The following is a 23,966-nucleotide window of genomic DNA, read 5'->3' on the forward strand; positions in this document are numbered from 1 at the left end:
TGCGGGCCTCCACAGCCGTACGGAACAGGTACAGGACGACAGCCGAAGCGAACAGGAGCCGCTCGACGTGAGTGTCGTACCCGCCGAGGTCCTGCCCGGCGCAGCCCGTGCGGACGGGAGCCGGCCCGGTGATGGCACGGACACGGAGGACGGAGTCCGTGCCGTAGCCGGGCTCGGGCCGCGCGCGCGGCTCTGGCCGGCCCTGGCCGCCGTCTACCGGGCGCAGCTCTCCCGGGCCCGGGTGGCCCGGATCCCACTGCTGTTCGTGGCGACCTTCCAGTCCGTCGGGATCATGGTCCTGATGCGCGGGGTCGTGGACGGCGGGGACGAGGCACACGCCGTGGTGGCCGGTTCGTCGGTCCTCGTGGTCGCGTTCGTGGCGCTCAACCTGCTCGCCCAGTACTTCGGCCAGCTGCGCGCCAGCGGCGGCCTCGACCACTACGCGACGCTGCCCGTGCCACCCGCCGCCGTCGTGCTCGGCGCGGCCGCCGCGTACGCCTCCTTCACCGTGCCCGGCACCCTCGTCACCGCCGTGGTCGGCTGCATGCTCTTCGGGCTGCCGCTGACCCATCTGTGGATCCTCATCGCCGTCATCCCGCTCGCGGGCGCTGCGCTCGCCGGACTCGGGGCGGCGCTCGGACTGCTCGCCCCGCGGCCCGAACTCGCCACACTGCTCGGACAGTTGGGCATGTCCGCCGCACTGCTGCTCGGCGTACTGCCGCCGGACCGGCTGCCGATGATCGTCCAGTACGCGCGTGACCTGCTGCCTTCCACGTACGGCGTCGAGGCCTTCGCGCTGGCCTTCGGGGCGAACCCGGACTGGGGTGTCGTCCTGCTCGACCTCGCCGTGTGCGCGGGCGTCGGCGTCGCCTCGCTGGCCGTGGCGACCTGGGCCTACCGCCGGGCGGCCGTCCGGTGACGCGGCTGACAGGCGGGCCTGGCACGATGTCGGTGTGACCGCACCGCTGACTCCGCCTCCACAGCCGAACCACCAGCCTCCGCACCACGTCTGGCAGGCGCCGCCCCCCGGGTACGCGCCCGGTCATGAGGAGGACGGCCCCGGGATGAAGACCGAACTGCGCGAGGCCGCCGTCATCACGGTCGCGACGGCGATCGGCGGCGTACTGCTCGGACTGCTGTGGTGCTGGCTGGCGCCGCGTGTGCCGCTGGTCTCGGACGGCGCGGCGGTCTACCCCAAGGATGTGGAGGGGGAGCAGGTCATCGGCGTGGACGGCACCTTCTCCCTGCTCGCGGTCGGCTTCGGCCTGGTCACCGCGGTGGTCGTCTTCCTGCTGCGGCGTCGCGGCGGCATCCCGCTGATCGTCGCGCTCACCGTCGGAGGCATCCTCGCCTCCCTGCTCGCCTGGCGCCTGGGCATCTGGCTCGGCCCCACCCAGGACGTGATCGCCCACGCCAAGGAGGCCGGCAAGGGCGTCACCTTCGACGCCCCCCTCGAACTCAACGCCAAGGGCGCCCTGCTCGCCTGGTCCGTCTCGGCCCTCCTGGTCCACCTGGGCCTGACAGCCCTGTTCGCCCCGAGAGACCCGGACCCGTACGGCCAGCCCCAGTTCCCTCAGAGCGGCCCGTAAGGGGCGCGGGGAACCGCGCGAGCAACCCCCACGCACCCGCAGCTGAAGGCGGTCCTACGCCGGGCGGTGCCCGTGGTTGGACCGCCCCTTCTTGACCCGCCACTTCCGCTTGCGCGTCTTCTTCGACATGCCCTCGGTACTTAACCGAAAACGGGCACCCCGTCGAGGGGTCACGCACGCCCGATGGGTGCCAGAACCGCATCCGTGAGCTTCGCAAGATCCTCCGGAGCGAGCTCCACCTCGAGCCCCCGCCGCCCCGCGGACACACAGAGGGTGGCGTGGGCCGAGGCCGACGCGTCCAGCACCGTACGCAGCCGCTTCCGCTGCCCGAGCGGCGAGATCCCCCCGCGCACGTACCCGCTGGAACGCTCCGCGGCGGCCGGATCGGCCATCGCGGCCCGCTTGCCGCCCACCGCCGAGGCCAGCGCCTTGAGGTCGAGCGAGCCGGCCACCGGCACGACGGCGACGGTGAGCTCCCCGTCGACGTCCGCGACCAGCGTCTTGAAGACCCGGTCGGGGGAGACACCCATCGCCTCGGCCGCCTCCTCCCCGTACGAGGGGTGCGAGGGGTCGTGCTCGTAGGCGTGGACCGTGAACTCGACGCCCGCCGCGGTGAGCGCCACGGTCGCGGGTGTCCCGCCCGACTGCTGCTGCTTCTTCGACTTCTTGGCCACGCCCCGTGCCCTTCGCCCTCGCCGGTCCACTTGCCCTTGCCGGTCCGCGTCGGTTGAGATCCGCGTCAGTTGAGACTCGTCGGGCCCCGCGTCAGCTCCGACGCGGGCAACGACGGCAGGTTGCGGATGATCGCGGTCTCCGCCCGCAGCAGCGTCAGCTCCTCGCGGAGCCGGGACGCCGTGTCCGGCGCCTGGAGCAGCCGCTGCTTCGCCGGTACGTCGAGCATCGCCGCGGCCGCGACCAGGTACGAGACGACGGCCGGCTCGTCCGGCAGCTCGGCCCCGGTCGACAGGGACCGCTCCCGGGCCCCCGCGAGCCGCTTCTGATACTGCCTGAAGGCCCGCAGCACGCCCTCGGCCAGCGCGCCGGCCTCCTCGCCGGGGTCTTCCTCCAGCTCCTCCAGTTCGGCCGTCAGAAAGGCACCGGAGGCGTCCACGGAGAGCAGCCGCACCCGGGTCGTACCGGTGGCCAGCACCTCGAAGCTGCCGTCGGCCCGTTCCCGGATGGTCGCCGCGTCCGCGACGCAGCCCACCTCGTGGAAGGCCTTCGCCGGGTCGTCGCCGAAGCCCGCCGCGGGCCCGCGCTGGGGTACGGCGGTCTGGTCGGGCATACCGGGCGCGGTGGACGCGACCTCGTGGCCGTCGCGGATGGCGACGACGACGAACCGGCGCGGATCGTCCTCGGGGGTCTTCAGGAGCTCGCGCATCATCGCGCGATAGCGCTCCTCGAAGACGTTCAGGGGCAGTACGAGCCCGGGGAACAGCACCGAGTTCAGGGGGAAGAGGGGGAGCCGGACGGTGGTCACGACGAGAAAGCCTAATGGTCACCGGAGGGCGCACGTCCGCCGTGCTCACTCCGTGGATACGGAAGATCCCCGTTGCGTAGTTTCAGGGGCATGCCCGAGGCCACCTCGATCCGTATTCCGTCGCGCAGTTCGAGGAACTGGCCGAGCGGGTCGTCCGAGACGCGGTCCCAGGGGAACGAGGTGGCGTACGGCCCGATCCGGTGCAGCTCCGCCAGCGCGTCCTGCCAGCGTTCGAGGCGGATCAGCACGTAGGTGAGCAGGTTGCGGACCTCCGCGGGCCAGGGGTCGGCGGTCGCGTACTCCCCGGAGACGGCGATCGCCAGGTCGGCCGCCGCGTCGAGGCGTTCGCGCGGCACGGCCGCTCCACCGCCCTCGGTCAGATACGCGAAGGCGGCGCGCACCGGCAGGGCCTGGACGAGGGAGCCGGGCAGCGCGTCCTGCGCGGCCCGCTCGGCGAAGTCGAAGCACTCACGGTGCGAGCCGTACCAGGCCGCGGACAGGTACTGGAGTGCGGCCACATGGCAGCCGTAGTGGTGCGGGGAGCGGCGTACGGCCTCGGTCCACAGCCGCTCGAACGCGGTGTGCGGGGTGTTCGTGCCCCGGGCGTGGTCGAGCGCGATGCGCCACGGCACCGGGTCGCGCGGGTCGCCCTCGGCGGCGGCGGTGATCAGCGGCCCGACCTGGCGCAGCAGTTCGGCGCGGGCCGGTGACTCCCAGCTCCGGCACACCGCGAGCTCGGCCTTGACCAGCAGGGCGTCCGGGTCGTGCGGGGCGTCGGTGCACCAGGCGTCGAACCACTCCGTCCGGGAGCGCGCGAAGGCGGCCAGGCGTGTCGCGTACCGGTCGCGGTTCTCCCACTCGGCGGCCTCCCGGGTGGTGGACAGCAGCTTCGCGGCGGTTCCGTACTCGCCACGGCCCGCGGCGACGAGAGCCGGTCCGAGCCGCTCGTCGGGCGCGTCTAGCAGTACCTCGTCGTCGGCGGACAGACCGGCGGCGAGGCGCGAGGTGTTCCGTGCCATCCGTGCGGTACGGAGGAGCGCGCGCAGCAGTGCCATGGTGGTGCCCATTGAAAACCCGCAGGTCGGACGGGTGCCAGGGGGTACGCGGTGACGCTTTTGTAACCGTGGTTTGGTTGCGTGCGGAATGGTCAAGGCCGGGTAAAAGGTGACTGTTGTTCAGGTGTCCGGCGGCTGTGCGCGACCCGGGTGAGAGGCCTGCTCAGACCCTGCTCGGCCGTTGCTCATCCCCTGCGCAGCAGCCGTGTCGCGCCCGCCGCCACCGTCGTGGCGAGGATCCAGCCCAGCAGGATCACCGCCGCGGACAGCCACTGCCAGCCGCCGCGCAGCTGCCAGTAGCCGACCTGGCCGAGATCGATGACCGGGAGCAGCAGGTCCAGGGCGAACAGCGAGGGGTTCCACGGCGGATGTTCGCCGCGTTTGAGCGGCGGATGGTCGGCGTGTGCGAAGGCTATGGAGGTCGCCGCCCACAGCACGGCCATCCACACGGCCGCCCGCCCCGGCCGGTATCCGTAGGCGACCGTCCAGTCCTGTGCGTACCCCCAGAGCTTGGCGGCGATCGGCAGATTCTCGCGGCGGTGGCGCTGCTTGGCGAGCAGCACCTCGCGGGCGTCCTCGTCCTCGCCGCCGTTGCGCAGCACGGTCGCCAGCCGCTCGTACGGCTCCGGGTTGTACTCCGGAGTCGCCGCGGCCACCCACTCCAGGCGCCGGGCCAGCGGGAACGGGCCGCGCGGTACGAGGTACTCGTACTGGAAGCCGCCCATCTGCAGCTGGCCCGCGCCCGGCCAGCTGGTCGCCTGGTCCATGAGGTTGACCACCTTCGCGCCGTTCAGCACGACCCGTCCGCGCTGTGGCCGCTCGCCGAGGAAGCGCAGCTCGGGCACCTGGACGCGGCGCAGCGAGACCTCCTCGCCGTCCCGCAGGATCAGGCGGGCCTGCTCGAAGTCGACCGCGTCCCCGAAGCGGCCGTCGTCGAGCCGGATCCCGCCCTCGCACTCGAACCGCTGGACGCGGGTGCCGCGCGCCGGGGTGCGGCCGCTGGTGTGGAGGGGGTCACCGACGCTCGCCGGGGTCAGATACAGCGTCCGCTCGACGGTCAGCTGCGGTGCGTTCAGCGCGCGGCGGCTCCCGTACGGATTGGCGAGCCGGCTGCCGCGCAGGCTGAGCGAGACGCCGACCTTCGCGCCGCGCAGGCTCAGCTCGCCGTGCGACTCCAGCATCTCGGCCTGGAGGTCCTGCCCGACGGTCATCCCGTCGCCGGTGAGGGAGCGCCCGCGTCGGTCCCGGTAGACGATCGCCTGGTTGAGCAGCAGGTCCGTGCCGATGTGCGCGTCGGTGAGGCGTACGCCGTTGTGGAAGCGGCAGCGCGGCAGATGCAGATCGCCCTCGGTGTGCACCCGGGCCGCCTCGAGACGCGGCACCGCGCAGTCCACCAGGCGCACGGTCGTGAACCGGGCCTCCGGCAGCAGGATCTCCTTCTCGAACCGGCAGCCCTTGATCTCGACGTACGGCTCGATCGTGCCGCCCGCGAGGTCGAGCACGTCGATGATCTGGACCCCGGTCAGCTTCAGGGAGGCGACGCGGCCGTCGAGCGCGGGCGGTCCGTCCAGCAGCAGCCAGGCCACTATCCGGGCCCGCACACAGCGCTCGGGACCCCATGGATGGCCGCCGTGCGGATCGTCGACGGTCGTGTCCCCGGCGCGCAGGTCGTACACGCTGCCGTTGCGGAACGCCTGCCACATCCCGGCTTCGGCGGCGGTCAGGTCATCGGGCAGTTCTCCGGCGCGGACGCCGGCCCCCTGGGTCACGGTCTTCCCTTTCTCCCCCGCTACTCGCGGGTTTCGTACAGTCGTTCCTGTGATGCCCGCTGGGTGACCGCCTGAACGCCAGTGGTGAAGGCGATCTTCCGGAACCCGCGCCAACAACGAAATCGGGCCACGTGCCCACCGGTGATCCGAGGCCTGTATCAGCGATTGATACAGCCGTCCGGCGCCCGATCCCCGTCTGAGAGAATTGGTTCGTGATCTCCCGAATCGATCTGCGCGGCGACGCCCTCCCCGAGGGCTCCGCTCTGCGCGACCTGCTGCCCCGAGCCGACTTCGACGTTTCGGCCGCCCTGGAGAAGGTGCGGCCGATCTGCGAGGCCGTGCATCATCGGGGAGACGCGGCGCTGATCGACTACGCGGAGAAGTTCGACGGCGTACGTCTGGAGTCCGTGCGCGTCCCGGCGGGGGCGCTCACCGACGCGCTGGAGCGGCTCGATCCGGCCGTCCGCGCGGCTCTGGAGGAGTCGATCCGCCGCGCCCGTATCGTCCACCGCGAGCAGCGCCGCACCACGCACACCACCCAGGTCGTGCCCGGCGGCTCCGTCACCGAGAAGTGGCTGCCGGTCGACCGGGTCGGGCTGTACGCGCCCGGCGGCAGGTCCGTCTACCCGTCGTCCGTGATCATGAACGTGGTCCCGGCGCAGGAGGCGGGCGTCGAGTCCATCGCCCTCGCCTCGCCCGCCCAGTCCGAGTTCGGCGGTCTGCCGCACCCGACGATCCTGGCCGCCTGCGCGCTGCTCGGGATCGACGAGGTGTACGCGGCGGGCGGCGCGACCGCCGTCGCGATGTTCGCGTACGGCACCGAGTCCTGCCCGCCCGCCAACATGGTCACCGGCCCGGGCAACATCTGGGTCGCCGCCGCCAAGCGCTACTTCGCGGGAAGGATCGGCATCGACGCCGAGGCCGGTCCGACCGAGATCGCGATCCTCGCCGACGAGAGCGCCGACCCGGCGCACGTCGCGTCCGACCTGATCAGCCAGGCCGAGCACGACCCGCTGGCCGCCGCCGTCCTGGTCACCGACTCGGTCGCGCTGGCCGACGCGGTGGAGAAGGAGCTGGAGCCGCAGGTCGCGGCCACCAAGCACATCGAGGACCGGATCGTCCCGGCGCTGAGCGGCAGGCAGTCCGCGATCGTGCTGGTGGACGGCGTGGACGAGGGCCTGCGGGTCGTCAACGCCTACGGCGCCGAGCACCTGGAGATCCAGACCGCCGACGCGAGCGCGGTCGCGGACCGCGTACGCAACGCCGGTGCGATCTTCGTCGGCCCCTGGGCGCCCGTCTCGCTCGGCGACTACGCGGCCGGCTCCAACCACGTCCTGCCGACCGGCGGCTGCGCCTGCCACTCCTCGGGTCTGTCGGTCCAGTCCTTCCTGCGCGGGATCCACATCGTCGACTACACGCGCGACGCCCTCGCAGAGGTGGCCCACCACGTGGTGGCGCTCGCCGAGGCCGAGGACCTCCCCGCCCACGGTGCCGCCGTCAAGGCAAGGTTCGACTGGAAGGTGCCCAGCAAGTGACCGGCATCGACGACCTCCCCGTACGTGACGAGCTGCGCGGCAAGTCCCCGTACGGCGCGCCCCAACTCGACGTCCCCGTACGGCTGAACACGAACGAGAACCCTTACCCGCTGCCCGAGCCGCTCGTCGAGCGGATCGCCGAGCGGGTGCGCGAGGCCGCGCGGAACCTCAACCGCTACCCCGACCGGGACGCGGTCGAGCTGCGCACGGAGCTGGCCAAGTACCTGACGAAGACCGGCAAGCACGCGGTCGGCCTCCAGAACGTGTGGGCGGCCAACGGTTCGAACGAGGTCATCCAGCAGCTGCTGCAGACCTTCGGCGGGCCCGGCCGCACGGCGATCGGCTTCGAGCCCTCGTACTCGATGCACGGCCTGATCGCGCGCGGCACCGGCACGGGATGGATCTCCGGCCCTCGCAACGAGGACTTCACGATCGACCTCGCGGCAGCCGAGCAGGCGATCGCCGAGAACAAGCCCGACGTCGTCTTCATCACCACCCCCAACAACCCCACGGGCAACGCGGTTCCGCCCGAGACGGTCCTCGCGCTGTACGAGGCCGCGCAGGCGGCGAAGCCGTCGATGGTCGTGGTCGACGAGGCGTACATCGAGTTCAGCCACGGCGACTCGCTGCTGCCGCTGCTCGAAGATCGGCCGAATCTCGTCGTCTCGCGCACGATGTCGAAGGCGTTCGGCGCGGCCGGGCTGCGCCTCGGCTATCTCGCCGCGCACCCGGCGGTCGTGGACGCCGTCCAGCTCGTACGGCTGCCGTACCACCTGTCGGCCGTCACCCAGGCGACCGCGCTGGCCGCCCTGGAGCACACCGACACACTGCTCGGGTACGTCGAGCAGCTGAAGACCGAGCGGGACCGGCTGGTCCTCGAACTGCGGGCGATCGGCTTCGAGGTGACCGAGTCGGACGCCAACTTCGTCCAGTTCGGGCGGTTCGACGGCGAGAACGGCTCCCACGAGGCCTGGCAGCGGATCCTCGACCGGGGCGTCCTGGTCCGGGACAACGGCGTACCCGGATGGCTGCGGGTCTCCGCCGGAACTCCCGCCGAAAACGACGCGTTCCTCGACGCGGTACGTGAGTTGAAGAAGGAGCAGAGCACATGAGCCGCGATGGACGTGTTGGAAGAGTCGAGCGGGTGACCAAGGAGACGTCGGTCCTCGTCGAGATCGATCTCGACGGATCCGGCAAGGTCGATGTGTCGACAGGAGTCGGCTTCTACGACCACATGCTCGACCAGCTCGGCCGGCACGGTCTGTTCGACCTGACCGTGAAGACCGAGGGCGACCTGCACATCGACTCGCACCACACCATCGAGGACTCCGCCCTCGCGCTCGGCGCCGCCTTCAAGCAGGCGCTCGGCGACAAGGTGGGCATCTACCGCTTCGGCAACTGCACGGTCCCGCTGGACGAGTCGCTCGCCCAGGTGACCGTCGACCTCTCCGGCCGCCCCTACCTCGTGCACACCGAGCCCGAGAAGATGGCGCCGATGATCGGCGAGTACGACACGACGATGACCCGGCACATCTTCGAGTCCTTCGTCGCGCAGGCCCAGATCGCCCTGCACGTCCACGTGCCGTACGGGCGCAACGCGCACCACATCGTGGAGTGCCAGTTCAAGGCGCTCGCCCGGGCCCTGCGGTACGCCTCCGAGCGCGACCCGCGCGCCGCCGGAATCCTTCCCTCCACGAAGGGCGCGCTGTAAAGCCATGACAGGCCTCAACACCATCCTCATCGTCGTCGGGCTCTTCCTGCTCGGCGGCGTCTACTCCTTCATCAAGCAGCAGATGCCGAAGGGCCTCATCGTGCTGCTGTCGATCGGTGCCGGCATGTGCCTTGTTGCGGGCGTCCTGAGGCTGGAGGTGTGGAATTGAGCTCCCCTTCCAAACGCGTAGTCGTCTTTGACTACGGCTTCGGGAACGTGCGCTCGGCGGAACGCGCCCTCGCGCGCGCGGGTGCCGACGTCGAGATAACGCGTGACTTCGACAAGGCCATGAACGCGGACGGCCTGCTGGTGCCCGGCGTGGGCGCCTTCGCCGCCTGCATGAAGGGGCTGAAGGAGGCGCGCGGCGACTGGATCGTCGGCCGTCGCCTCGCGGGCGGCCGGCCGGTCATGGGCATCTGCGTCGGTATGCAGATCCTCTTCGCGCGCGGCATCGAGCACGGCGTCGAGACCGAGGGCCTCGACGAGTGGCCCGGCTCGGTCGAGCCGCTGCAGGCCGACATCGTGCCCCACATGGGCTGGAACACCGTCGAGACCCCGGCGGGCTCCCAGCTCTTCGCCGGCCTGGACACGGACGCGCGCTTCTACTTCGTGCACTCGTACGCCGTCCACGACTGGAACCTCGAAGTCGCCAACCCGGCGATGCGCGCCCCGCTCGTCACCTGGTCGACGCACGGCAAGCCCTTCGTCGCGGCCGTCGAGAACGGCGCTCTGTGGGCCACGCAGTTCCACCCCGAGAAGTCCGGCGACGCCGGAGCGCAGCTGCTCACCAACTGGATCGGAACCCTGTAGACCATGGCCAAGCTCGAACTCCTTCCCGCCGTCGACGTCCGTGACGGCCAGGCGGTCCGCCTCGTGCACGGCGAGTCCGGTACGGAGACCTCGTACGGCTCTCCTCTGGAGGCGGCGCTCGCCTGGCAGCGGGCGGGTGCCGAGTGGCTGCATCTCGTGGACCTGGACGCCGCGTTCGGCACGGGGGACAACCGCGCGCTGATCGGCGAGGTCACCAAGGCGATGGACATCAAGGTGGAGCTGTCCGGCGGCATCCGCGACGACGCCACGCTCGCCGCGGCCCTCGCCACCGGCTGCACCCGGGTGAACCTCGGCACGGCGGCCCTGGAGACCCCCGAGTGGGTCGCCAAGGTCATCGCCGAGCACGGCGACAAGATCGCGGTCGGTCTCGACGTACGAGGTACTACCCTGCGCGGCCGCGGCTGGACCCGCGACGGCGGCGACCTCTACGAGACGCTGGAGCGGCTCAACAAGGAGGGCTGCGCGCGGTACGTCGTCACGGACATCGCGAAGGACGGCACGCTCCAGGGCCCGAACCTGGAGCTGCTGAAGAACGTGTGCGCGGCGACCGACCGCCCGGTGGTGGCGTCCGGCGGCGTCTCGTCGCTGGACGACCTGCGTGCCATCGCCGAGCTCGTGCCGCTCGGTGTCGAGGGCTCGATCGTCGGCAAGGCCCTGTACGCGAAGGCGTTCACCCTGGAAGAGGCCCTGGAGGCGGTGGCCAAGTGAGCGGTCTGCGACGCGTCTCGACCGGTGCCCCCTGGGAGGAGGCCTTCGGGTACTCCCGCGCGGTGGAGCTGCCGAACGGCCTTGTGCTGGTCTCCGGCTGCACGTCGATAGTGGACGGCGAGATCGCCGGAGGCGGCCCGTACGAGCAGGCGGTCAACGCGTTCAAGGTCGCGCTGGCTGCGCTGAAGCAGCTGGATCTCGGCCGCGAGGACGTCGTACGGACGCGTATGTACCTCACCCACGCCCGGGACGTGGAGGATGTCGGACGTGCTCACAAGGAGCTGTTCGACTCCGTCAGACCCGCCGCATCCATGATCATCGTCTCCGGTTTCGTGGACCCCAGCCTGGTGGTCGAGGTCGAGGTGGAGGCGTACCGAGAGGCACCCGAGTCATGACCCTGGCCGTTCGAGTCATCCCCTGCCTGGACGTCGACAACGGCCGGGTCGTCAAGGGCGTCAACTTCCAGAACCTGCGCGACGCGGGCGACCCCGTCGAGATGGCCAAGGTGTACGACGCCGAGGGCGCCGACGAGTTGACGTTCCTTGACATCACCGCGTCCTCGGGCAACCGCGAGACCACGTACGACGTGGTGCGCCGCACCGCCGAGCAGGTCTTCATCCCGCTCACCGTGGGCGGCGGTGTCCGTACGGCCGAGGACGTCGACAAGCTGCTGCGGGCGGGCGCGGACAAGGTCGGCGTCAACACGGCGGCCATCGCCCGCCCCGACCTGATCCGCGAGATCGCGGAGCGGTTCGGGCGGCAGGTGCTGGTCCTGTCGGTGGACGCGCGCCGGACCGCCGAGGGCACCTTCGAGGTCACCACCCACGGCGGCCGCAAGGGCACCGGTATCGACGCCGTCGAGTGGGCGCACCGGGCTGCCGAGCTGGGCGCGGGCGAGATCCTGCTCAACTCGATGGACGCCGACGGCACGAAGGACGGCTACGACATCGAGATGATCGAGGCCGTACGGAAGCACGTCACGGTCCCGGTCATCGCCTCCGGCGGCGCGGGCCGGCTGGCCGACTTCCCGCCGGCCGTCGCCGCGGGCGCGGACGCCGTGCTCGCCGCGTCCGTCTTCCACTTCGGCGACCTGCGGATCGGCGAGGTGAAGCAGGCGCTGCGGGAGGCGGGGCATCCGGTGCGGTGACGCTCCGGAGACTTGCTCTCGCGTAGGAGAGGTTCGGTAAGCCCCGGTCACCTGGTGGCCGGGGCTTACTCGCGGCGGGAAGGGAAAGGAAAGTTGCGCAATTTATGTTGCGCAACTTTCCTTTCGTATCTACCGTAGGGGCATGGTCGAGAAGGAGAACCGGGAGAACCGCCGGATCACGGACATGGGCACGCTCAAGGCGATCGCCCACCCCCTGCGGCTGCGGCTGTACCGGTCGCTGTTCGTCGCGGGTGTTGCCACCGCGTCCCAGCTCGCCGAGCAGGTCGACGAGGCCGTGTCACTGGTCAGCTACCACCTCCGCAAGCTCGCCGAACACGGGCTGATCGAGGAGGCCGAGCCGCGCAGCGCGGACGGCAGGGAACGCTGGTGGCAGCCCGCCTCGGAGGGCGTGAGCGTGCGGGACGAGGACTTCCGGGACGCGCCCGAACAGGCGGCGGCGCACACCGCGTTCGCCCGGCTCCTCGTCGACCAGCGCAGCGAGCTCTACCGGACGTACCTCGACGGGCGCCACGCCTGGGGCCCCGAGTGGAACCGCGCCGCCTCCGACTCCGAGACGACGCTCCGGCTGACCGCAGCCGAACTGAAGCGGCTCAACGAGGAGTTGCTCGCCCTCGCCAAGAAGTACGACGACGAGGGCCGCGCCGCCGAGGCGGCCGGTGACACCGAGGGGCGCGAGAACGTCGCGCTGCACCTGTACGGATTCCCGTTCCGCACCTGAGAGTTCGCCGCGCCCGCGCCGCGCGCCCGAGAGAGGCCGTCGTGACCGTCACCCCCGCGATATCCGAACCGCTCGCCGCCGAACGGGCCGCCCATCGGGACCCGAATGTCTTGCGGTGGCTCGGTGCGTACGCCGCGTCCATGGTCGGCGACAACGTCTACTACCTCGCGCTGACCTGGGCCGCCGTCCAGGCGGGAACGCCCGCGCAGGCGGGGTTCGTGGCGGCCGTGAGCGCCGTGCCGCGCGCCCTGCTGATGCTCGGCGGGGGAGTGCTGGCAGACCGGTTCGGTCCCCGGAAGGTCGTCATCGGCAGTGACGCCGTGCGGTGCGCGGCCGTGCTCGCGGTGGCCGCGCTGCTCTTCACCACGACTCCCGGGCTGTGGCCGCTGGCGCTGCTCGCCCTCGTCTTCGGCACGGTCGACGCGGTCTTCATGCCCGCGGTGGGCGCCCTGCCGGCCCGTATCACCGGCCGCGGCCAGCTCACCCGCGTCCAGGGCATGCGGGGCCTCGCCATCCGCTTCGCCAACGTCGTCGGCGCGCCGCTCGGCGGTCTGGGCATCGCGCTGGGCGGGCCGGCCGCCGCCTTCGGACTGGCCGGGCTGCTGATCGCCGTGTCAGTGCCGCTGCTGGTCTCCCTGCGGGTCGCCGACCTTCCCGGGGACGACAGGGCCGCCGAGCGCCCCACCGCCTGGAGCGACCTCCGCGACGGGTTGCGGTACATCCGCGGCCACCGCGTCCTCGCCCCGCTGATCGTCGTCATCGCCCTCGGGGACCTCGGCTTCGTCGGCCCGCTCAACGTGGGGCTGACCCTGCTCGCCGACGAGCGCGGCTGGGGCGCCTCAGGGGTGGGCTGGGTGCTCGCCGGGTTCGGCGTGGGCGCGGGCGCCGCCGCGCTGCTGCTCGCCGTACGCGGGGGCCTTCCGCACGCCGGACGCGTCATGGCGGTGACGATCCTGGCGGGCTCGGTCGCGGTCGGCGCCCTGGCCTACGTACCGAACGTCGTGGCGGCCGCGGGCGTCGCCGTCGTCGTCGGCCTGCTCACGGTCCTCAGCGGCGCCCTGTGCGGCGCACTGCTGCAGACCCGGTCCGACCCCGCCTACCTGGGCAGGGTCAGCTCCGTGGCCGGCATCGTCAGCCTCGGTCTCGCCCCGCTCAGCATGCCGCTGTCCGCCGCCGCGATCGGCGTGTGGGGCACGGGCCCGGTCTTCCTCGTCAGCGCGGCCGTGTGCGGCCTCGGCGGGGTGCCGGCGCTGTGCGTCCGTGACCTCCGCCGGGCCGAACTGCCGAAGTAGCCGAACGCCGAAGCAGCTGTCAGATGCCCAGCTGCTTCGCCTCGTGCAGCTTCACGATCGCGTCCTTGTCGCCCTCCAGTTCCACCTCGGCCGCGTTCTTGCGGCCGTACAGGAACAGCAGGAGCTCCGAGGGCTCGCCGGTGGCCGTGACGACCGGGGTGCCCCGGTGGGCGACCGCCGTCTGGCCGTCCGGGCGGCGCAGGACCAGGCCCGTGGGGGTGCCGCGGCCCATCAGACGGGCCGTGCGTTCCAGACGGGACCAGAGGGCGTCCTGGAAGACCGGGTCGAGCTCGCGCGGAACCCAGTCGGGCTGGGCACGGCGTACGTCCTCGGTGTGGACGTAGAACTCGATCGCGTTGGACGCCTCGTCGATCTGCTTGAGCGAGAAGGGCGAGAAGCGCGGCGGCCCCGTACGGATGAGCTGGATCAGCTCCTCGTACGGCTTGTCGGTGAACTCGGCCATCACCCGGTCCAGGCGTGAGGCGAGCTGCTTGATCAGGATGCCGCCCGCGGCATCCGGGCGGCGCTCACGCACGACCACGTGCGCGGCGAGATCACGGGTGTTCCAGCCCTCGCACAGAGTGGGGGCGTCCGGGCCCTCCGTCTCCAACAGATCCGCGAGGAGAAGTCGTTCACGCTTGGCATGGGTCGACATGCCTGCCAGCCTACGACTGCCTCCGGGGTCCGCCCAGTGGACAAGGGCACAGGAGTGTCGGACCGGCGCGGCACAATGGGCGTCATGACCAGCACGCCCCCGCCCAGCAGGCCCAGCGGCCTGGATCCCGAGATCGCCGCACGCCTCAGGCGCAGCGCCGACGGGCTCGTCCCCGCCATCGCCCAGCAGTACGACACCGGAGAGGTGCTGATGCTCGGCTGGATGGACGACGAGGCGCTGCATCGCACGCTGACGACCGGCCGGTGCACCTACTGGTCGCGCAGCCGCCAGGAGTACTGGGTCAAGGGCGACACCTCCGGTCACTTCCAGTGGGTCAGGTCCGTCGCCCTCGACTGCGACGCGGACACCGTGCTGGTCAAGGTCGACCAGGTGGGCGCCGCCTGCCACACCGGCGACCGCACCTGCTTCGACGCCGACGTGCTCCTCAAGGACGCGGGGGGCGCCGAGGGTGCCGTCGACACCACGGGCGCCGATTCCGGCGTACCGGCCGTGGATCAGTAAGGTCAGCCGCCATGGACCTCGAGACCTTCCGCAAGCTGGCCACCGACCGGCGTGTCATCCCCGTCAGCCGCAAGCTCCTCGCGGACGGCGACACGCCCGTCGCGCTCTACCGCAAGCTCGCCGCCGAGCGCCCCGGCACCTTCCTCCTGGAGTCCGCGGAGAACGGCCGCTCATGGTCCCGCTACTCGTTCGTGGGCGTCCGGTCGGCGGCGACCCTGACGGCCCGCGACGGCCAAGCCCACTGGCTCGGTACCCCGCCCGTCGGTGTCCCCGTCGACGGCGACCCCCTCGCGGCCCTGCGCGCCACCATCGAGACCCTGCACACGCCCCACGACCTCGTGCACGGCCGTGGCTCGTCCGGGCTGCCGCCCTTCACCGGCGGCATGGTCGGCTACCTCGGCTACGACATCGTGCGCCGACTGGAGAAGATCGGCCCCGGCGAGCGCGACGACCTGAAGCTGCCCGAGCTCACCATGCTGCTCACCAGCGACCTCGCGGTCATGGACCACTGGGACGGCTCGGTCCTGCTGATCGCCAACGCGATCAACCACAACGACCTCGACACGGGCGTCGACGAGGCGTACGCGGACGCGGTGGCCCGCCTCGACGCCATGGAGGCGGACCTCTCGCGGTCCGTCTCGCAGCCCCCGGCCGCGCTTCCGCCCTCCGAACTTCCCGAGTACACCGCGCTGTGGGGCGGCCCCGACTACCAGGTCGCCGTCGAGGACATCAAGGAGCGCATCCGGGCCGGCGAGGCCTTCCAGGTCGTCCCCTCCCAGCGCTTCGAAACACCGTGCACGGCAAGCGCGTTGGACGTGTACCGGGTCCTGCGGGCCACCAATCCGTCCCCGTACATGTACCTCTTCCGCTTCGACGGCTTCGACGTCGTGGGCTCCTCCCCGGAGGCCCTGGTCAAGGTCGAGGACGGACAGGCGATGGTGCACCCCATCGCGGGCACCCGGCCGCGCGGCGCCACGGTCCAGGAGGACCAGGCCCTCGCCGACGAGCTGATCGCCGACCCCAAGGAGCGCGCCGAGCACCTGATGCTCGTCGACCTGGGCCGCAACGACCTGGGACGGGTCTGCGAGCCCGGCTCCGTCGAGGTCGTCGACTTCATGTCCATCGAGCGGTACTCGCACGTCATGCACATCGTGTCCACGGTGACGGGCAGGGTGGCCGAGGGGCGTACGGCCTTCGACGTACTGACCGCCTGCTTCCCCGCGGGCACCCTCTCCGGCGCCCCCAAGCCCCGCGCGATGCAGATCATCGACGAACTGGAGCCCTCTCGGCGCGGGCTGTACGGCGGCTGCGTCGGCTACCTCGACTTCGCGGGCGACTCCGACACCGCCATCGCCATCCGGACGGCCCTGCTCCGGGACGGCACGGCGTATGTGCAGGCCGGCGCCGGAGTCGTCGCCGACTCGGACCCCGTCGCCGAGGACACCGAGTGCCGCAACAAGGCGGCGGCCGTCCTGCGCGCGGTCCACACGGCGAACCGGCTCGGCCGACCGTAGGCCGCACATCGGCCCGGACCGCGGGAAACGGCCCTACAGCCGGACGTACGCGGACAGTGGGACGCGAGTCACGTGAACCCCGGGTGACGGTTCGCCCGGTGTTCAGGCGATAGTGGAGTACGTGACTGCTGTTCCGCACCCCCGATCCGAAGCCCCCGGACCCGCCAGGTCCGGCCGCCGAAGCCTCGCCCTCGCCCTGCTGTTCGGCGCGCTCGGCGCGGTCGTCGCGCTGCTCGCCTCGCGGCAGGGCTGGGCCGAGGGCACCGCGACGGTGGCCGGCGGCGACTTCCCGCTGAGCGCCAAGGGCGGCGATGTGACGGGCGTGCCCGCGTCCCTCGCCATAGTGGGCCTCGCCGCTCTCGTCGCCGTCTTCGCCGTCCGCCGCGCAGGCCGTTTCCTGGTCGCCGGGCTCCTCGCGCTCTCAGGCGCGGGCACCGTCGTCTCGGCGCTCCTCGGCGCCTCCGACACCTCCGCGCTCGACGAGAAGGCGGCGCAGGCCTCCGGCGACAGCGGGGCGACCGTGGACGCCATGACCCACACCGCCTGGCCGTACGTGGCCGCGGCGGGGGGTGTGCTGCTGCTTCTCGCCGGCCTGCTCGCCCTGCGGTACGGGCGGCTGTGGCCTGCCATGTCCGGTCGGTACGAGCGCGACGGGGCTCCGCGGGTGCGCAAGCCCCGGGTCCCGGCCGACCCGGACCGGCCCGAGGAGATCTGGAAGGCGCTGGACCGGGGTGAGGACCCGACCGGTGCCTAGCGACCAGTGAGGATGCCGTACGTGGACTGCGGGCCGGTGGGGGCCGGTCGCGCAGTTGCCCGCGCCCCTTACGGGGCGCAGACCACCGCGTACCTTACGGGGCACGGACCCCGCCCCTGACGGGGCTCGATACCCCCGCGCAGGCCGCACGCGCGCGTGCGGGACAATGGTCGGCGAGCGTCCGACTCACACACGCACAGAGCAACACAGATCATGAGGAGCTAAGTCATGGCGGGCAGCAACCACGGTCACACTCCGGCCGCCTGGACCGGTGTCACCATCGCGATCATCGGGTTCTGCATCTCCGGTGCCTTCATGGTGATGGCCAGCCCGCTGGGCTTCTGGGCCGGCATGGTCGTCGTGGCCCTCGGTGGCGTCGTCGGCATGGCCATGAGTGCGGCGGGCCTGGGCAAGCAGAAGGCCGCCCCCCGGACCCACCAGGTGGCGTCCGCGTCCGCCGAGAGCTGACCTTCACGGCGTGCTGAGAGGCGGGCCCGGCTCCGAGTGCCGGGCCCGCCTCTTTCGCGTACGGACGCGCCCCTTCGCGTACGGGCATGTGTGCGGTGTGCGCCCCGGCGCGGCAGAATGCGTGGGGTGAACGCCGAAACCCGGAGGGTGACGCCCGCTCCAGGACCCGTGCCGCAGGGGTCCGTGGCCCGGCGGCTCCTCGTGCCCGGCGGGATCCTCGCGGCCGTGGCAGGCGCCTTCGCGTACGTGGGGGCCGTCGATCCGAACGAACCCGGGCACTACCCCGCCTGTCCGCTGCTCCAGTACGCCGGCGTGTACTGCCCCGGCTGCGGCGGACTGCGCAGCGCGCACGCCGTCGCGCACGGGGACCTCGTGGCGGCGCTCGGGGCCAACGCGGTCGCCGTCGTGGGGTATCTCGTGTTCGCCGTCGTGTGGACCGTCTGGGTGATCCGTACCGTCCGGGGGAGGCCGCTGCGCATCGATCCCCGTCCGTCCGTCCTGTGGGCCCTGGGCGCGTTGCTGCTGGTCTTCACGGTTGTCCGGAACCTGCCGTTCGGTGGCTGGCTGCATCCTTGATCAATCGGTGAATGTCCAGGTAGTGGGACCGGCGTCAACCGGATGCGAGGCCTAAGCCCTCCTCCGGATACCATCGCAGTGACCATCGGTTTCGTCTCAAGCGGGACGGACCCCGGTCAACCGCAGAAGCGCTTCAACTGTCAACCGTCAGGGAAGGGGGCCGCTCGCGTGAGTGTGCTCGACGAGATCATCGACGGAGTCCGTGCCGACCTCGCGGAGCGGCAGGCGCGCGTCAGCCTCGACGAGCTCAAGGAGCGCGCCGCGAAGGCTCCGGCTGCCAAGGACGGTGTCGCGGCCCTGCGCGGTGACGGCGTCAAGGTCATCTGCGAGGTCAAGCGCTCCAGCCCGTCCAAGGGCGCGCTCGCCGCGATCGCCGACCCCGCCGCACTCGCCGCCGACTACGAGGCGGGCGGCGCGGCCGTCATCTCCGTCCTCACGGAGCAGCGCCGCTTCGGCGGATCGCTGGCCGACCTGGAGGCCGTCCGCGCCCGGGTCGACATCCCGGTGCTGCGCAAGGACTTCATCGTCACCTCCTACCAGCTGTGGGAGGCCCGGGCGTACGGCGCGGACCTCGCGCTGCTCATCGTGGCCGCCCTCGACCAGCCCGCCCTGGAGTCCCTCATCGAGCGCGCCGAGTCCATCGGGCTCACACCGCTCGTCGAGGTGCACGACGAGGACGAGGTCGAGCGGGCGGTGGACGCCGGCGCGAAGGTCATCGGCGTCAACGCGCGCAACCTCAAGGACCTCAAGGTCGACCGCGGCACCTTCGACCGCGTCGCCCCCGAGATCCCGGCGCACATCGTGAAGATCGCGGAGTCCGGCGTCCGCGGCCCGCACGACCTCATCGCGTACGCCAACGCGGGCGCCGACGCCGTGCTGGTGGGCGAGTCCCTGGTCACCGGCCGGGACCCGAAGACGGCCGTCTCCGACCTGGTCGCCGCGGGAGCCCATCCCGCGCTGCGGCACGGACGGGGCTGACCCTTTCGGATGTGCGCCGACCGTTCCCTCGCCGCCACGACCACCCGTCCGGGCCCCGGCCCCGACGGTGGTCCGGCGCGCGTACGGTCGGCCGCCGCGGGCCCCTCGGTGGCCCGCGGCCCCTACGCACGGCTCGCCCGCGGCTGCCGTCCGCGCGGCTGCCGGGCCCCCGCGCGGCGCGTGCACGGACGCCGGGTGCGGTACGTCATCGGTGACGAGCCCGGTCAGGTCAACGGCATGCGATGGCGCCGGCGTGTACGCGCCACCGCCGACAGTGGGCTCCGCCCCGTCTCCTGACGGGAGCGCAGCCCCGTACGGCACCGCCGATCACCGCCGTGGGGCCTCGCGCCGTCGCGGCGCGGAGTGGTACGCCTCCACATGAGCGAACCGCCGGCGGCCGTGGCGCACACGTGACCGCCCGTCCGACCTGTTGACCGGGGCTGTCGCCCCTGCGAGGTAACCGCATGTCCAGCGAGTTCTTCATTCCCGACCCCGAGGGTCAGGTCCCCAGCGCCGAGGGGTACTTCGGTGCGTTCGGCGGAAAATTCATCCCGGAGGCGCTGGTCGCCGCCGTGGACGAGGTCGCCGTCGAGTACGACAAGGCGAAGTCCGACCCCGAGTTCGCCCGGGAACTGGACGACCTGCTCGTCCACTACACCGGCCGCCCCAGCTCCCTCACCGAGGTGCGGCGCTTCGCCGAACACGCCGGTGGCGCCCGGGTGTTCCTCAAGCGCGAGGACCTGAACCACACCGGCTCCCACAAGATCAACAACGTGCTCGGGCAGGCCCTGCTCACCCGGCGCATGGGCAAGACCCGGGTCATCGCCGAGACCGGCGCGGGCCAGCACGGCGTCGCGACGGCCACTGCCTGCGCGCTGTTCGGCCTCGAATGCACCATCTACATGGGCGAGATCGACACCCAGCGCCAGGCGCTCAACGTGGCCCGGATGCGCATGCTCGGCGCCGAGGTCATCGCCGTGAAGTCCGGCAGCCGCACGCTGAAGGACGCCATCAACGAGGCCTTCCGCGACTGGGTCGCCAACGTCGACCGCACCCACTACCTCTTCGGGACCGTCGCCGGACCCCACCCCTTCCCGGCCATGGTCCGCGACTTCCACCGCGTCATCGGCGTCGAGGCCAGGCGGCAGATCCTGGAGCGCGCGGGCCGTCTCCCCGACGCGGCCGTCGCCTGCGTCGGCGGCGGGTCCAACGCCATCGGCCTCTTCCACGCCTTCATCCCGGACGCGGACGTACGCCTCATCGGCTGCGAGCCCGCCGGACACGGCATCGAGACCGGCGAGCACGCGGCCACCCTCACCGCGGGCGAGCCCGGCATCCTGCACGGCTCGCGGTCGTACGTCCTCCAGGACGAGGAGGGCCAGATCACCGAGCCGTACTCGATCTCGGCCGGACTCGACTACCCGGGCATCGGCCCCGAGCACGCGTACCTCAAGGACAGCGGCCGCGGCGAGTACCGTGCCGTCACCGACGACGCGGCGATGCAGGCCCTGCGCCTGCTCTCCCGTACCGAGGGCATCATTCCGGCCATCGAGAGCGCGCACGCGCTGGCCGGCGCCCTGGAGGTCGGCAAGGAGCTGGGACCCGACGGGCTGATCGTCGTCAACCTGTCCGGGCGCGGCGACAAGGACATGGACACGGCCGCCCGTTACTTCGGCCTGTACGACGAGGGTGCCGACGCCGTCGTCGAGGCGGACGCCGACAGCGACAACGCGGAGATCGAGGGGGACGTCAAGTGAGCGGCAACATCCAGCTGTTGAGCGACACCCTCGCCGGTGCGAAGGCCGAGGGGCGGTCCGCGCTCATCGCCTACCTGCCGGCCGGCTTCCCGACCGTCGACGGCGGGATCGCGGCCGTCAAGGCCGTCTTCGAGGGCGGCGCGGACGTCGTCGAGGTCGGTCTGCCGCACAGCGACCCCGTCCTCGACGGACCGGTCATCCAGACCGCCGACGACATTGCCCTGCGCGGCGGCGTCAAGATCGCGGACGTCATGCGCACGGTCCGCGAGGCGTACGAGGCGACCGGCAGGCCCGTCCTCGTGATGACGTACTGGAACCCGATCGACCGCTACGGCGTCGAGCGCTTCACCGCCGAGCTGGCCGAGGCGGGCGGGGCGGGCTGCATCCTGCCCGACCTGCCCGTTCAGGAGTCCGCGCTGTGGAGGGAGCACGCCGAGAAGCACGGCCTCGCGACCGTCTTCGTCGTCGCGCCCAGCAGCAAGGACGCCCGGCTCGCCGAGATCACGAAGGCGGGCTCCGGCTTCGTCTACGCGGCCTCGCTGATGGGCGTCACCGGGACGCGTGAGTCCGTGGGAGCGCAGGCCCAGGACCTGGTGCGGCGCACCAAGGCCACCACCGACATCCCGGTCTGTGTCGGCCTCGGCGTCTCGAACGCCGAGCAGGCCTCGGAGGTCGCCGGCTTCGCCGACGGCGTCATCGTCGGCTCGGCCTTCGTGAAGCGGATGCTGGACGCCCCGGACGAGGCCGCGGGCCTGGACGCCGTACGCGCCCTCGCCGCCGACCTCGCGAAGGGCGTGCGCGGCACGGCGTGACCCATGTCCGTTCGAGCACGTAACGGACAATCCGCTCACTCGAACGGGTGGACCTGGGGCCGGGGAGGCGCGGTGCGCCTCCCCGGTTCGTTCTGCGGGATGTGAGCGAGAAGAACCGTGACGGAAAGCGCACCGCCCGCGAGCGGCTGGCGGAAGAGCGAGCGAAGCAGAAGACGGCCGAGAAGCGCCGGCGCGTGCTGATCGTGGGCGGTGCCGTCGTCTGCGTGCTGGCACTGGCCGCGGTCGGCGGTGTCCTGGCCGCGAACGCAGGCAAGGACAAGACCGACACGGCGGGCCCGGTGACGGCCCCCTCGGGGGCGAACGGCGACGACAGCCTCGCCATCCCCGTCGGCAAGGAGAGCGCCAAGTCGACCCTCACCGTGTGGGAGGACTTCCGCTGCCCGGCCTGCAAGAGCTTCGAGGACGCCTACCGCTCGACGATCCATGAGCTGACGGACGCCGGACAGCTCAAGGTCGAGTACCACCTCGCGACCCTGATCGACGGGAACATGGGCGGCAGCGGCTCCCTGCGCGCGGCCAACGCCGCGGCCTGCGCCCAGGACGCCGGGAAGTTCACCGCGTACCACGACGTGCTGTTCGAGAACCAGCCCGCCGAGACGGACGACGCGTACGCGAAGAACGGCAGACTGATCGAGCTGGCCGGCAAGGTCGACGGGCTGGACACCGGCACGTTCAAGAAGTGCGTCGACGACGGCTCGCACGACAGCTGGGTCGCCAAGTCCCACCAGGCCTTCCAGGGCGGCGGCTTCAGCGGCACGCCCACGGTGCTGCTGAACGGCAAGAACATCTACCAGGACCAGTCGATGACCCCGGCGAAGCTGAAGCAGATGGTGCAGCAGGCCGACAAGGCGTGAGCCGCGGAGCCTGAGGTCGAGCAGGAGGCCGGTGGGTCGCGCGGGCTTCTCGGGTGTCACATCCGCACCGGAGGCCCCGTGGGTCCCGTCGGTCTCGTTATGGAGCCGTAGCCCGGGCGGGTTGCCGTACGTGCCGCCCGGCAGGGTAGCGTCGACTCCGCCATGGAAATTGCCTACATCCCCAGCCCGTCGCGCGGTGTGCTGCACATCGGCCCCATTCCGTTGCGCGGCTACGCGTTCTGCATCATCATCGGCGTCTTCGTAGCCGTCTGGCTCGGCAACAGGCGATGGATCGCGCGCGGGGGCCGACCAGGCACCGTGGCGGACATCGCCGTGTGGGCCGTGCCGTTCGGTCTCGTCGGCGGGCGGCTCTACCACGTCATCACCGACTACCAGCTGTACTTCAGCGAGGGTCAGGACTGGGTCGACGCCTTCAAGATCTGGGAGGGCGGCCTCGGTATCTGGGGCGCCATCGCGTTCGGCGCGGTGGGTGCCTGGATCGGCTGTCGCAGCCGTGGGATCCCGCTGCCCGCCTGGGCCGACGCCCTCGCGCCCGGCATCGCCCTCGCGCAGGCCATCGGCCGTTGGGGCAACTGGTTCAACCAGGAGCTGTACGGGCGGGAGACGGACCTCCCCTGGGCGCTGCACATCACGTCCTCGACGGACGGCCGGGTGCCTGGCTACTACCACCCGACCTTCCTGTACGAGTCGCTGTGGTGCATCGGTGTCGCGGTCCTCGTCATCTGGGCCGACCGGCGCTTCAAGCTCGGCCACGGCCGCGCCTTCGCCCTGTACGTGGCCGCGTACTGCTCGGGCCGCTTCTGGATCGAGTCCATGCGGGTCGACGAGGCCCACCACTTCCTGGGGCTCCGCCTCAACGAGTGGACCTCGATCGTCGTCTTCCTCCTCGCCGTCCTCTACATCGTCCTGTCGGCCCGGCGCCGTCCGGGACGCGAAGAGGTCGTCGAACCGGGTGCCTCCGACGGGGACACCGACGACGGCGCGGCGGTGAAGCTGGACAAGAAGTCCGAGGACAAGGATTCGGCGGACGAGGACTCCGCGGACGAGGACTCCGCGGGCAAGAAGTCCGACGCTGAGAAGCCCGAAGCCGAGACGTCCGAAGCCAAGGACGAAGCCAAGGACGAAGCGGAGTCGGCGAAGAAGGCCTGATCTCTGTGGCCTGACGGCTGTTCGTACGT

At 71.6% G+C, this 23,966-nt stretch carries 28 protein-coding genes; 23 read left to right on the forward strand and 5 right to left on the reverse strand.

Going from position 1 to position 23,966, the window contains the following annotated elements; translation table 11 throughout:
* Nucleotides 1–67: 67 nt before the first annotated feature.
* Together JEQ17_RS34175 and JEQ17_RS34180 are read left to right on the forward strand one after the other, a co-directional pair.
* A complete protein-coding gene (locus JEQ17_RS34175; RefSeq protein ID WP_200398849.1) occupies nt 68–919 on the forward strand; it encodes an ABC transporter permease in 852 nt (283 codons plus the stop codon).
* A gap of 34 nt (nt 920–953) precedes the next feature.
* On the forward strand, nt 954–1,589 hold the full coding sequence (locus JEQ17_RS34180; RefSeq protein WP_200398850.1) for an AAA family ATPase: 636 nt from the start codon (nt 954–956) through the stop codon (nt 1,587–1,589).
* 170 nt (nt 1,590–1,759) lie between these two features.
* Here the strand turns inward: JEQ17_RS34180 and ybaK are convergent, their stop codons facing one another.
* The 4 genes from ybaK to JEQ17_RS34200 form a co-directional block, all read right to left on the reverse strand.
* Nucleotides 1,760–2,263, reverse strand: a complete 504-nt coding sequence (gene ybaK, locus JEQ17_RS34185) for a Cys-tRNA(Pro) deacylase (RefSeq protein WP_200398851.1) — start codon at nt 2,261–2,263, stop codon at nt 1,760–1,762.
* Between the two features lie 65 nt (nt 2,264–2,328).
* Complete coding sequence (locus tag JEQ17_RS34190; protein ID WP_200398852.1) at nt 2,329–3,069, reverse strand: LON peptidase substrate-binding domain-containing protein; 741 nt, start codon at nt 3,067–3,069, stop codon at nt 2,329–2,331.
* Between the two features lie 11 nt (nt 3,070–3,080).
* Nucleotides 3,081–4,136 (reverse strand): hypothetical protein, encoded by a 1,056-nt coding sequence (locus tag JEQ17_RS34195; RefSeq protein ID WP_234048478.1) that lies wholly within the window; start codon nt 4,134–4,136, stop codon nt 3,081–3,083.
* A 173-nt stretch (nt 4,137–4,309) separates the two neighbouring features.
* Nucleotides 4,310–5,893 carry an oxidoreductase gene (locus JEQ17_RS34200; protein WP_200398853.1) on the reverse strand — a complete coding sequence of 528 codons (1,584 nt, stop codon included), beginning with the start codon at nt 5,891–5,893 and terminating at the stop codon, nt 4,310–4,312.
* 212 nt (nt 5,894–6,105) lie between these two features.
* Between JEQ17_RS34200 and hisD the strand changes: the two genes are divergently transcribed.
* From hisD to JEQ17_RS34250, 10 genes are all read left to right on the forward strand, one after another.
* Complete coding sequence (gene hisD, locus JEQ17_RS34205) at nt 6,106–7,428, forward strand: histidinol dehydrogenase (RefSeq protein WP_200398854.1); 1,323 nt, start codon at nt 6,106–6,108, stop codon at nt 7,426–7,428.
* The gene (locus JEQ17_RS34210) at nt 7,425–8,540 is read left to right on the forward strand and encodes a histidinol-phosphate transaminase (RefSeq protein ID WP_200398855.1); all 1,116 of its coding nucleotides are present in this window, start codon (nt 7,425–7,427) and stop codon (nt 8,538–8,540) included. Before hisD ends, JEQ17_RS34210 begins: the two co-directional genes overlap by 4 nt.
* Nucleotides 8,537–9,139, forward strand: a complete 603-nt coding sequence (gene hisB / locus JEQ17_RS34215) for an imidazoleglycerol-phosphate dehydratase HisB (RefSeq protein ID WP_200398856.1) — start codon at nt 8,537–8,539, stop codon at nt 9,137–9,139. The genes JEQ17_RS34210 and hisB overlap by 4 nt, the downstream gene beginning before the upstream one ends.
* 4 nt (nt 9,140–9,143) lie before the next feature.
* Nucleotides 9,144–9,308 (forward strand): hypothetical protein, encoded by a 165-nt coding sequence (locus tag JEQ17_RS34220; RefSeq protein ID WP_200398857.1) that lies wholly within the window; start codon nt 9,144–9,146, stop codon nt 9,306–9,308.
* Nucleotides 9,299–9,949 carry an imidazole glycerol phosphate synthase subunit HisH gene (gene hisH / locus JEQ17_RS34225; RefSeq protein WP_200398858.1) on the forward strand — a complete coding sequence of 217 codons (651 nt, stop codon included), beginning with the start codon at nt 9,299–9,301 and terminating at the stop codon, nt 9,947–9,949. The genes JEQ17_RS34220 and hisH overlap by 10 nt, the downstream gene beginning before the upstream one ends.
* Nucleotides 9,950–9,952: 3 nt before the next feature.
* Nucleotides 9,953–10,678, forward strand: coding sequence for a bifunctional 1-(5-phosphoribosyl)-5-((5-phosphoribosylamino)methylideneamino)imidazole-4-carboxamide isomerase/phosphoribosylanthranilate isomerase PriA (priA, locus tag JEQ17_RS34230; RefSeq protein WP_200398859.1), 726 nt, complete (start codon nt 9,953–9,955; stop codon nt 10,676–10,678).
* A complete protein-coding gene (locus JEQ17_RS34235; RefSeq protein ID WP_200398860.1) occupies nt 10,675–11,073 on the forward strand; it encodes a RidA family protein in 399 nt (132 codons plus the stop codon). The genes priA and JEQ17_RS34235 overlap by 4 nt, the downstream gene beginning before the upstream one ends.
* On the forward strand, nt 11,070–11,825 hold the full coding sequence (hisF, locus tag JEQ17_RS34240; RefSeq protein WP_055612130.1) for an imidazole glycerol phosphate synthase subunit HisF: 756 nt from the start codon (nt 11,070–11,072) through the stop codon (nt 11,823–11,825). The genes JEQ17_RS34235 and hisF overlap by 4 nt, the downstream gene beginning before the upstream one ends.
* A 142-nt stretch (nt 11,826–11,967) precedes the next feature.
* A complete protein-coding gene (locus JEQ17_RS34245; RefSeq protein ID WP_234048479.1) occupies nt 11,968–12,564 on the forward strand; it encodes an ArsR/SmtB family transcription factor in 597 nt (198 codons plus the stop codon).
* Nucleotides 12,565–12,605: 41 nt separating this feature from the next.
* Nucleotides 12,606–13,856 (forward strand): MFS transporter, encoded by a 1,251-nt coding sequence (locus JEQ17_RS34250; protein WP_267924803.1) that lies wholly within the window; start codon nt 12,606–12,608, stop codon nt 13,854–13,856.
* A 19-nt stretch (nt 13,857–13,875) separates the two neighbouring features.
* Here the strand turns inward: JEQ17_RS34250 and JEQ17_RS34255 are convergent, their stop codons facing one another.
* Nucleotides 13,876–14,511, reverse strand: coding sequence for a TIGR03085 family metal-binding protein (locus JEQ17_RS34255; protein WP_200398861.1), 636 nt, complete (start codon nt 14,509–14,511; stop codon nt 13,876–13,878).
* 84 nt (nt 14,512–14,595) lie between these two features.
* On the opposite strand from JEQ17_RS34255, the gene hisI reads away from it, so the two are divergent.
* From hisI to lgt, 11 genes are all read left to right on the forward strand, one after another.
* Nucleotides 14,596–15,033, forward strand: coding sequence for a phosphoribosyl-AMP cyclohydrolase (gene hisI, locus JEQ17_RS34260; RefSeq protein WP_200398862.1), 438 nt, complete (start codon nt 14,596–14,598; stop codon nt 15,031–15,033).
* 11 nt (nt 15,034–15,044) lie between these two features.
* The gene (locus JEQ17_RS34265; protein ID WP_200398863.1) at nt 15,045–16,547 is read left to right on the forward strand and encodes an anthranilate synthase component I; all 1,503 of its coding nucleotides are present in this window, start codon (nt 15,045–15,047) and stop codon (nt 16,545–16,547) included.
* A 112-nt stretch (nt 16,548–16,659) separates the two neighbouring features.
* Nucleotides 16,660–17,301: a TIGR02234 family membrane protein gene (locus tag JEQ17_RS34270; protein ID WP_200398864.1), complete on the forward strand. Its 642-nt coding sequence runs from the start codon at nt 16,660–16,662 to the stop codon at nt 17,299–17,301.
* A 228-nt stretch (nt 17,302–17,529) separates the two neighbouring features.
* Nucleotides 17,530–17,769, forward strand: a complete 240-nt coding sequence (locus tag JEQ17_RS34275; RefSeq protein WP_200398865.1) for an HGxxPAAW family protein — start codon at nt 17,530–17,532, stop codon at nt 17,767–17,769.
* Between the two features lie 117 nt (nt 17,770–17,886).
* Nucleotides 17,887–18,345 (forward strand): DUF2752 domain-containing protein, encoded by a 459-nt coding sequence (locus JEQ17_RS34280; RefSeq protein WP_200398866.1) that lies wholly within the window; start codon nt 17,887–17,889, stop codon nt 18,343–18,345.
* A gap of 168 nt (nt 18,346–18,513) precedes the next feature.
* Nucleotides 18,514–19,323 (forward strand): indole-3-glycerol phosphate synthase TrpC, encoded by an 810-nt coding sequence (gene trpC, locus JEQ17_RS34285; RefSeq protein WP_189840339.1) that lies wholly within the window; start codon nt 18,514–18,516, stop codon nt 19,321–19,323.
* 9 nt (nt 19,324–19,332) lie between these two features.
* Nucleotides 19,333–19,620 carry a tryptophan biosynthesis modulator TrpM gene (gene trpM / locus JEQ17_RS34290; RefSeq protein WP_234048480.1) on the forward strand — a complete coding sequence of 96 codons (288 nt, stop codon included), beginning with the start codon at nt 19,333–19,335 and terminating at the stop codon, nt 19,618–19,620.
* Between the two features lie 167 nt (nt 19,621–19,787).
* Complete coding sequence (trpB, locus tag JEQ17_RS34295; protein ID WP_200398867.1) at nt 19,788–21,080, forward strand: tryptophan synthase subunit beta; 1,293 nt, start codon at nt 19,788–19,790, stop codon at nt 21,078–21,080.
* Nucleotides 21,077–21,892 carry a tryptophan synthase subunit alpha gene (trpA, locus tag JEQ17_RS34300; RefSeq protein WP_200398868.1) on the forward strand — a complete coding sequence of 272 codons (816 nt, stop codon included), beginning with the start codon at nt 21,077–21,079 and terminating at the stop codon, nt 21,890–21,892. The genes trpB and trpA overlap by 4 nt, the downstream gene beginning before the upstream one ends.
* A gap of 101 nt (nt 21,893–21,993) precedes the next feature.
* Nucleotides 21,994–22,767, forward strand: a complete 774-nt coding sequence (locus tag JEQ17_RS34305) for a DsbA family protein (RefSeq protein ID WP_200398869.1) — start codon at nt 21,994–21,996, stop codon at nt 22,765–22,767.
* A gap of 162 nt (nt 22,768–22,929) precedes the next feature.
* Complete coding sequence (gene lgt, locus JEQ17_RS34310) at nt 22,930–23,937, forward strand: prolipoprotein diacylglyceryl transferase (protein WP_200398870.1); 1,008 nt, start codon at nt 22,930–22,932, stop codon at nt 23,935–23,937.
* The last annotated feature ends 29 nt before the right edge of the window (nt 23,938–23,966 follow it).

It is taken from the genome of Streptomyces liliifuscus, assembly GCF_016598615.1.
GTDB lineage: Bacteria > Actinomycetota > Actinomycetes > Streptomycetales > Streptomycetaceae > Streptomyces > Streptomyces liliifuscus.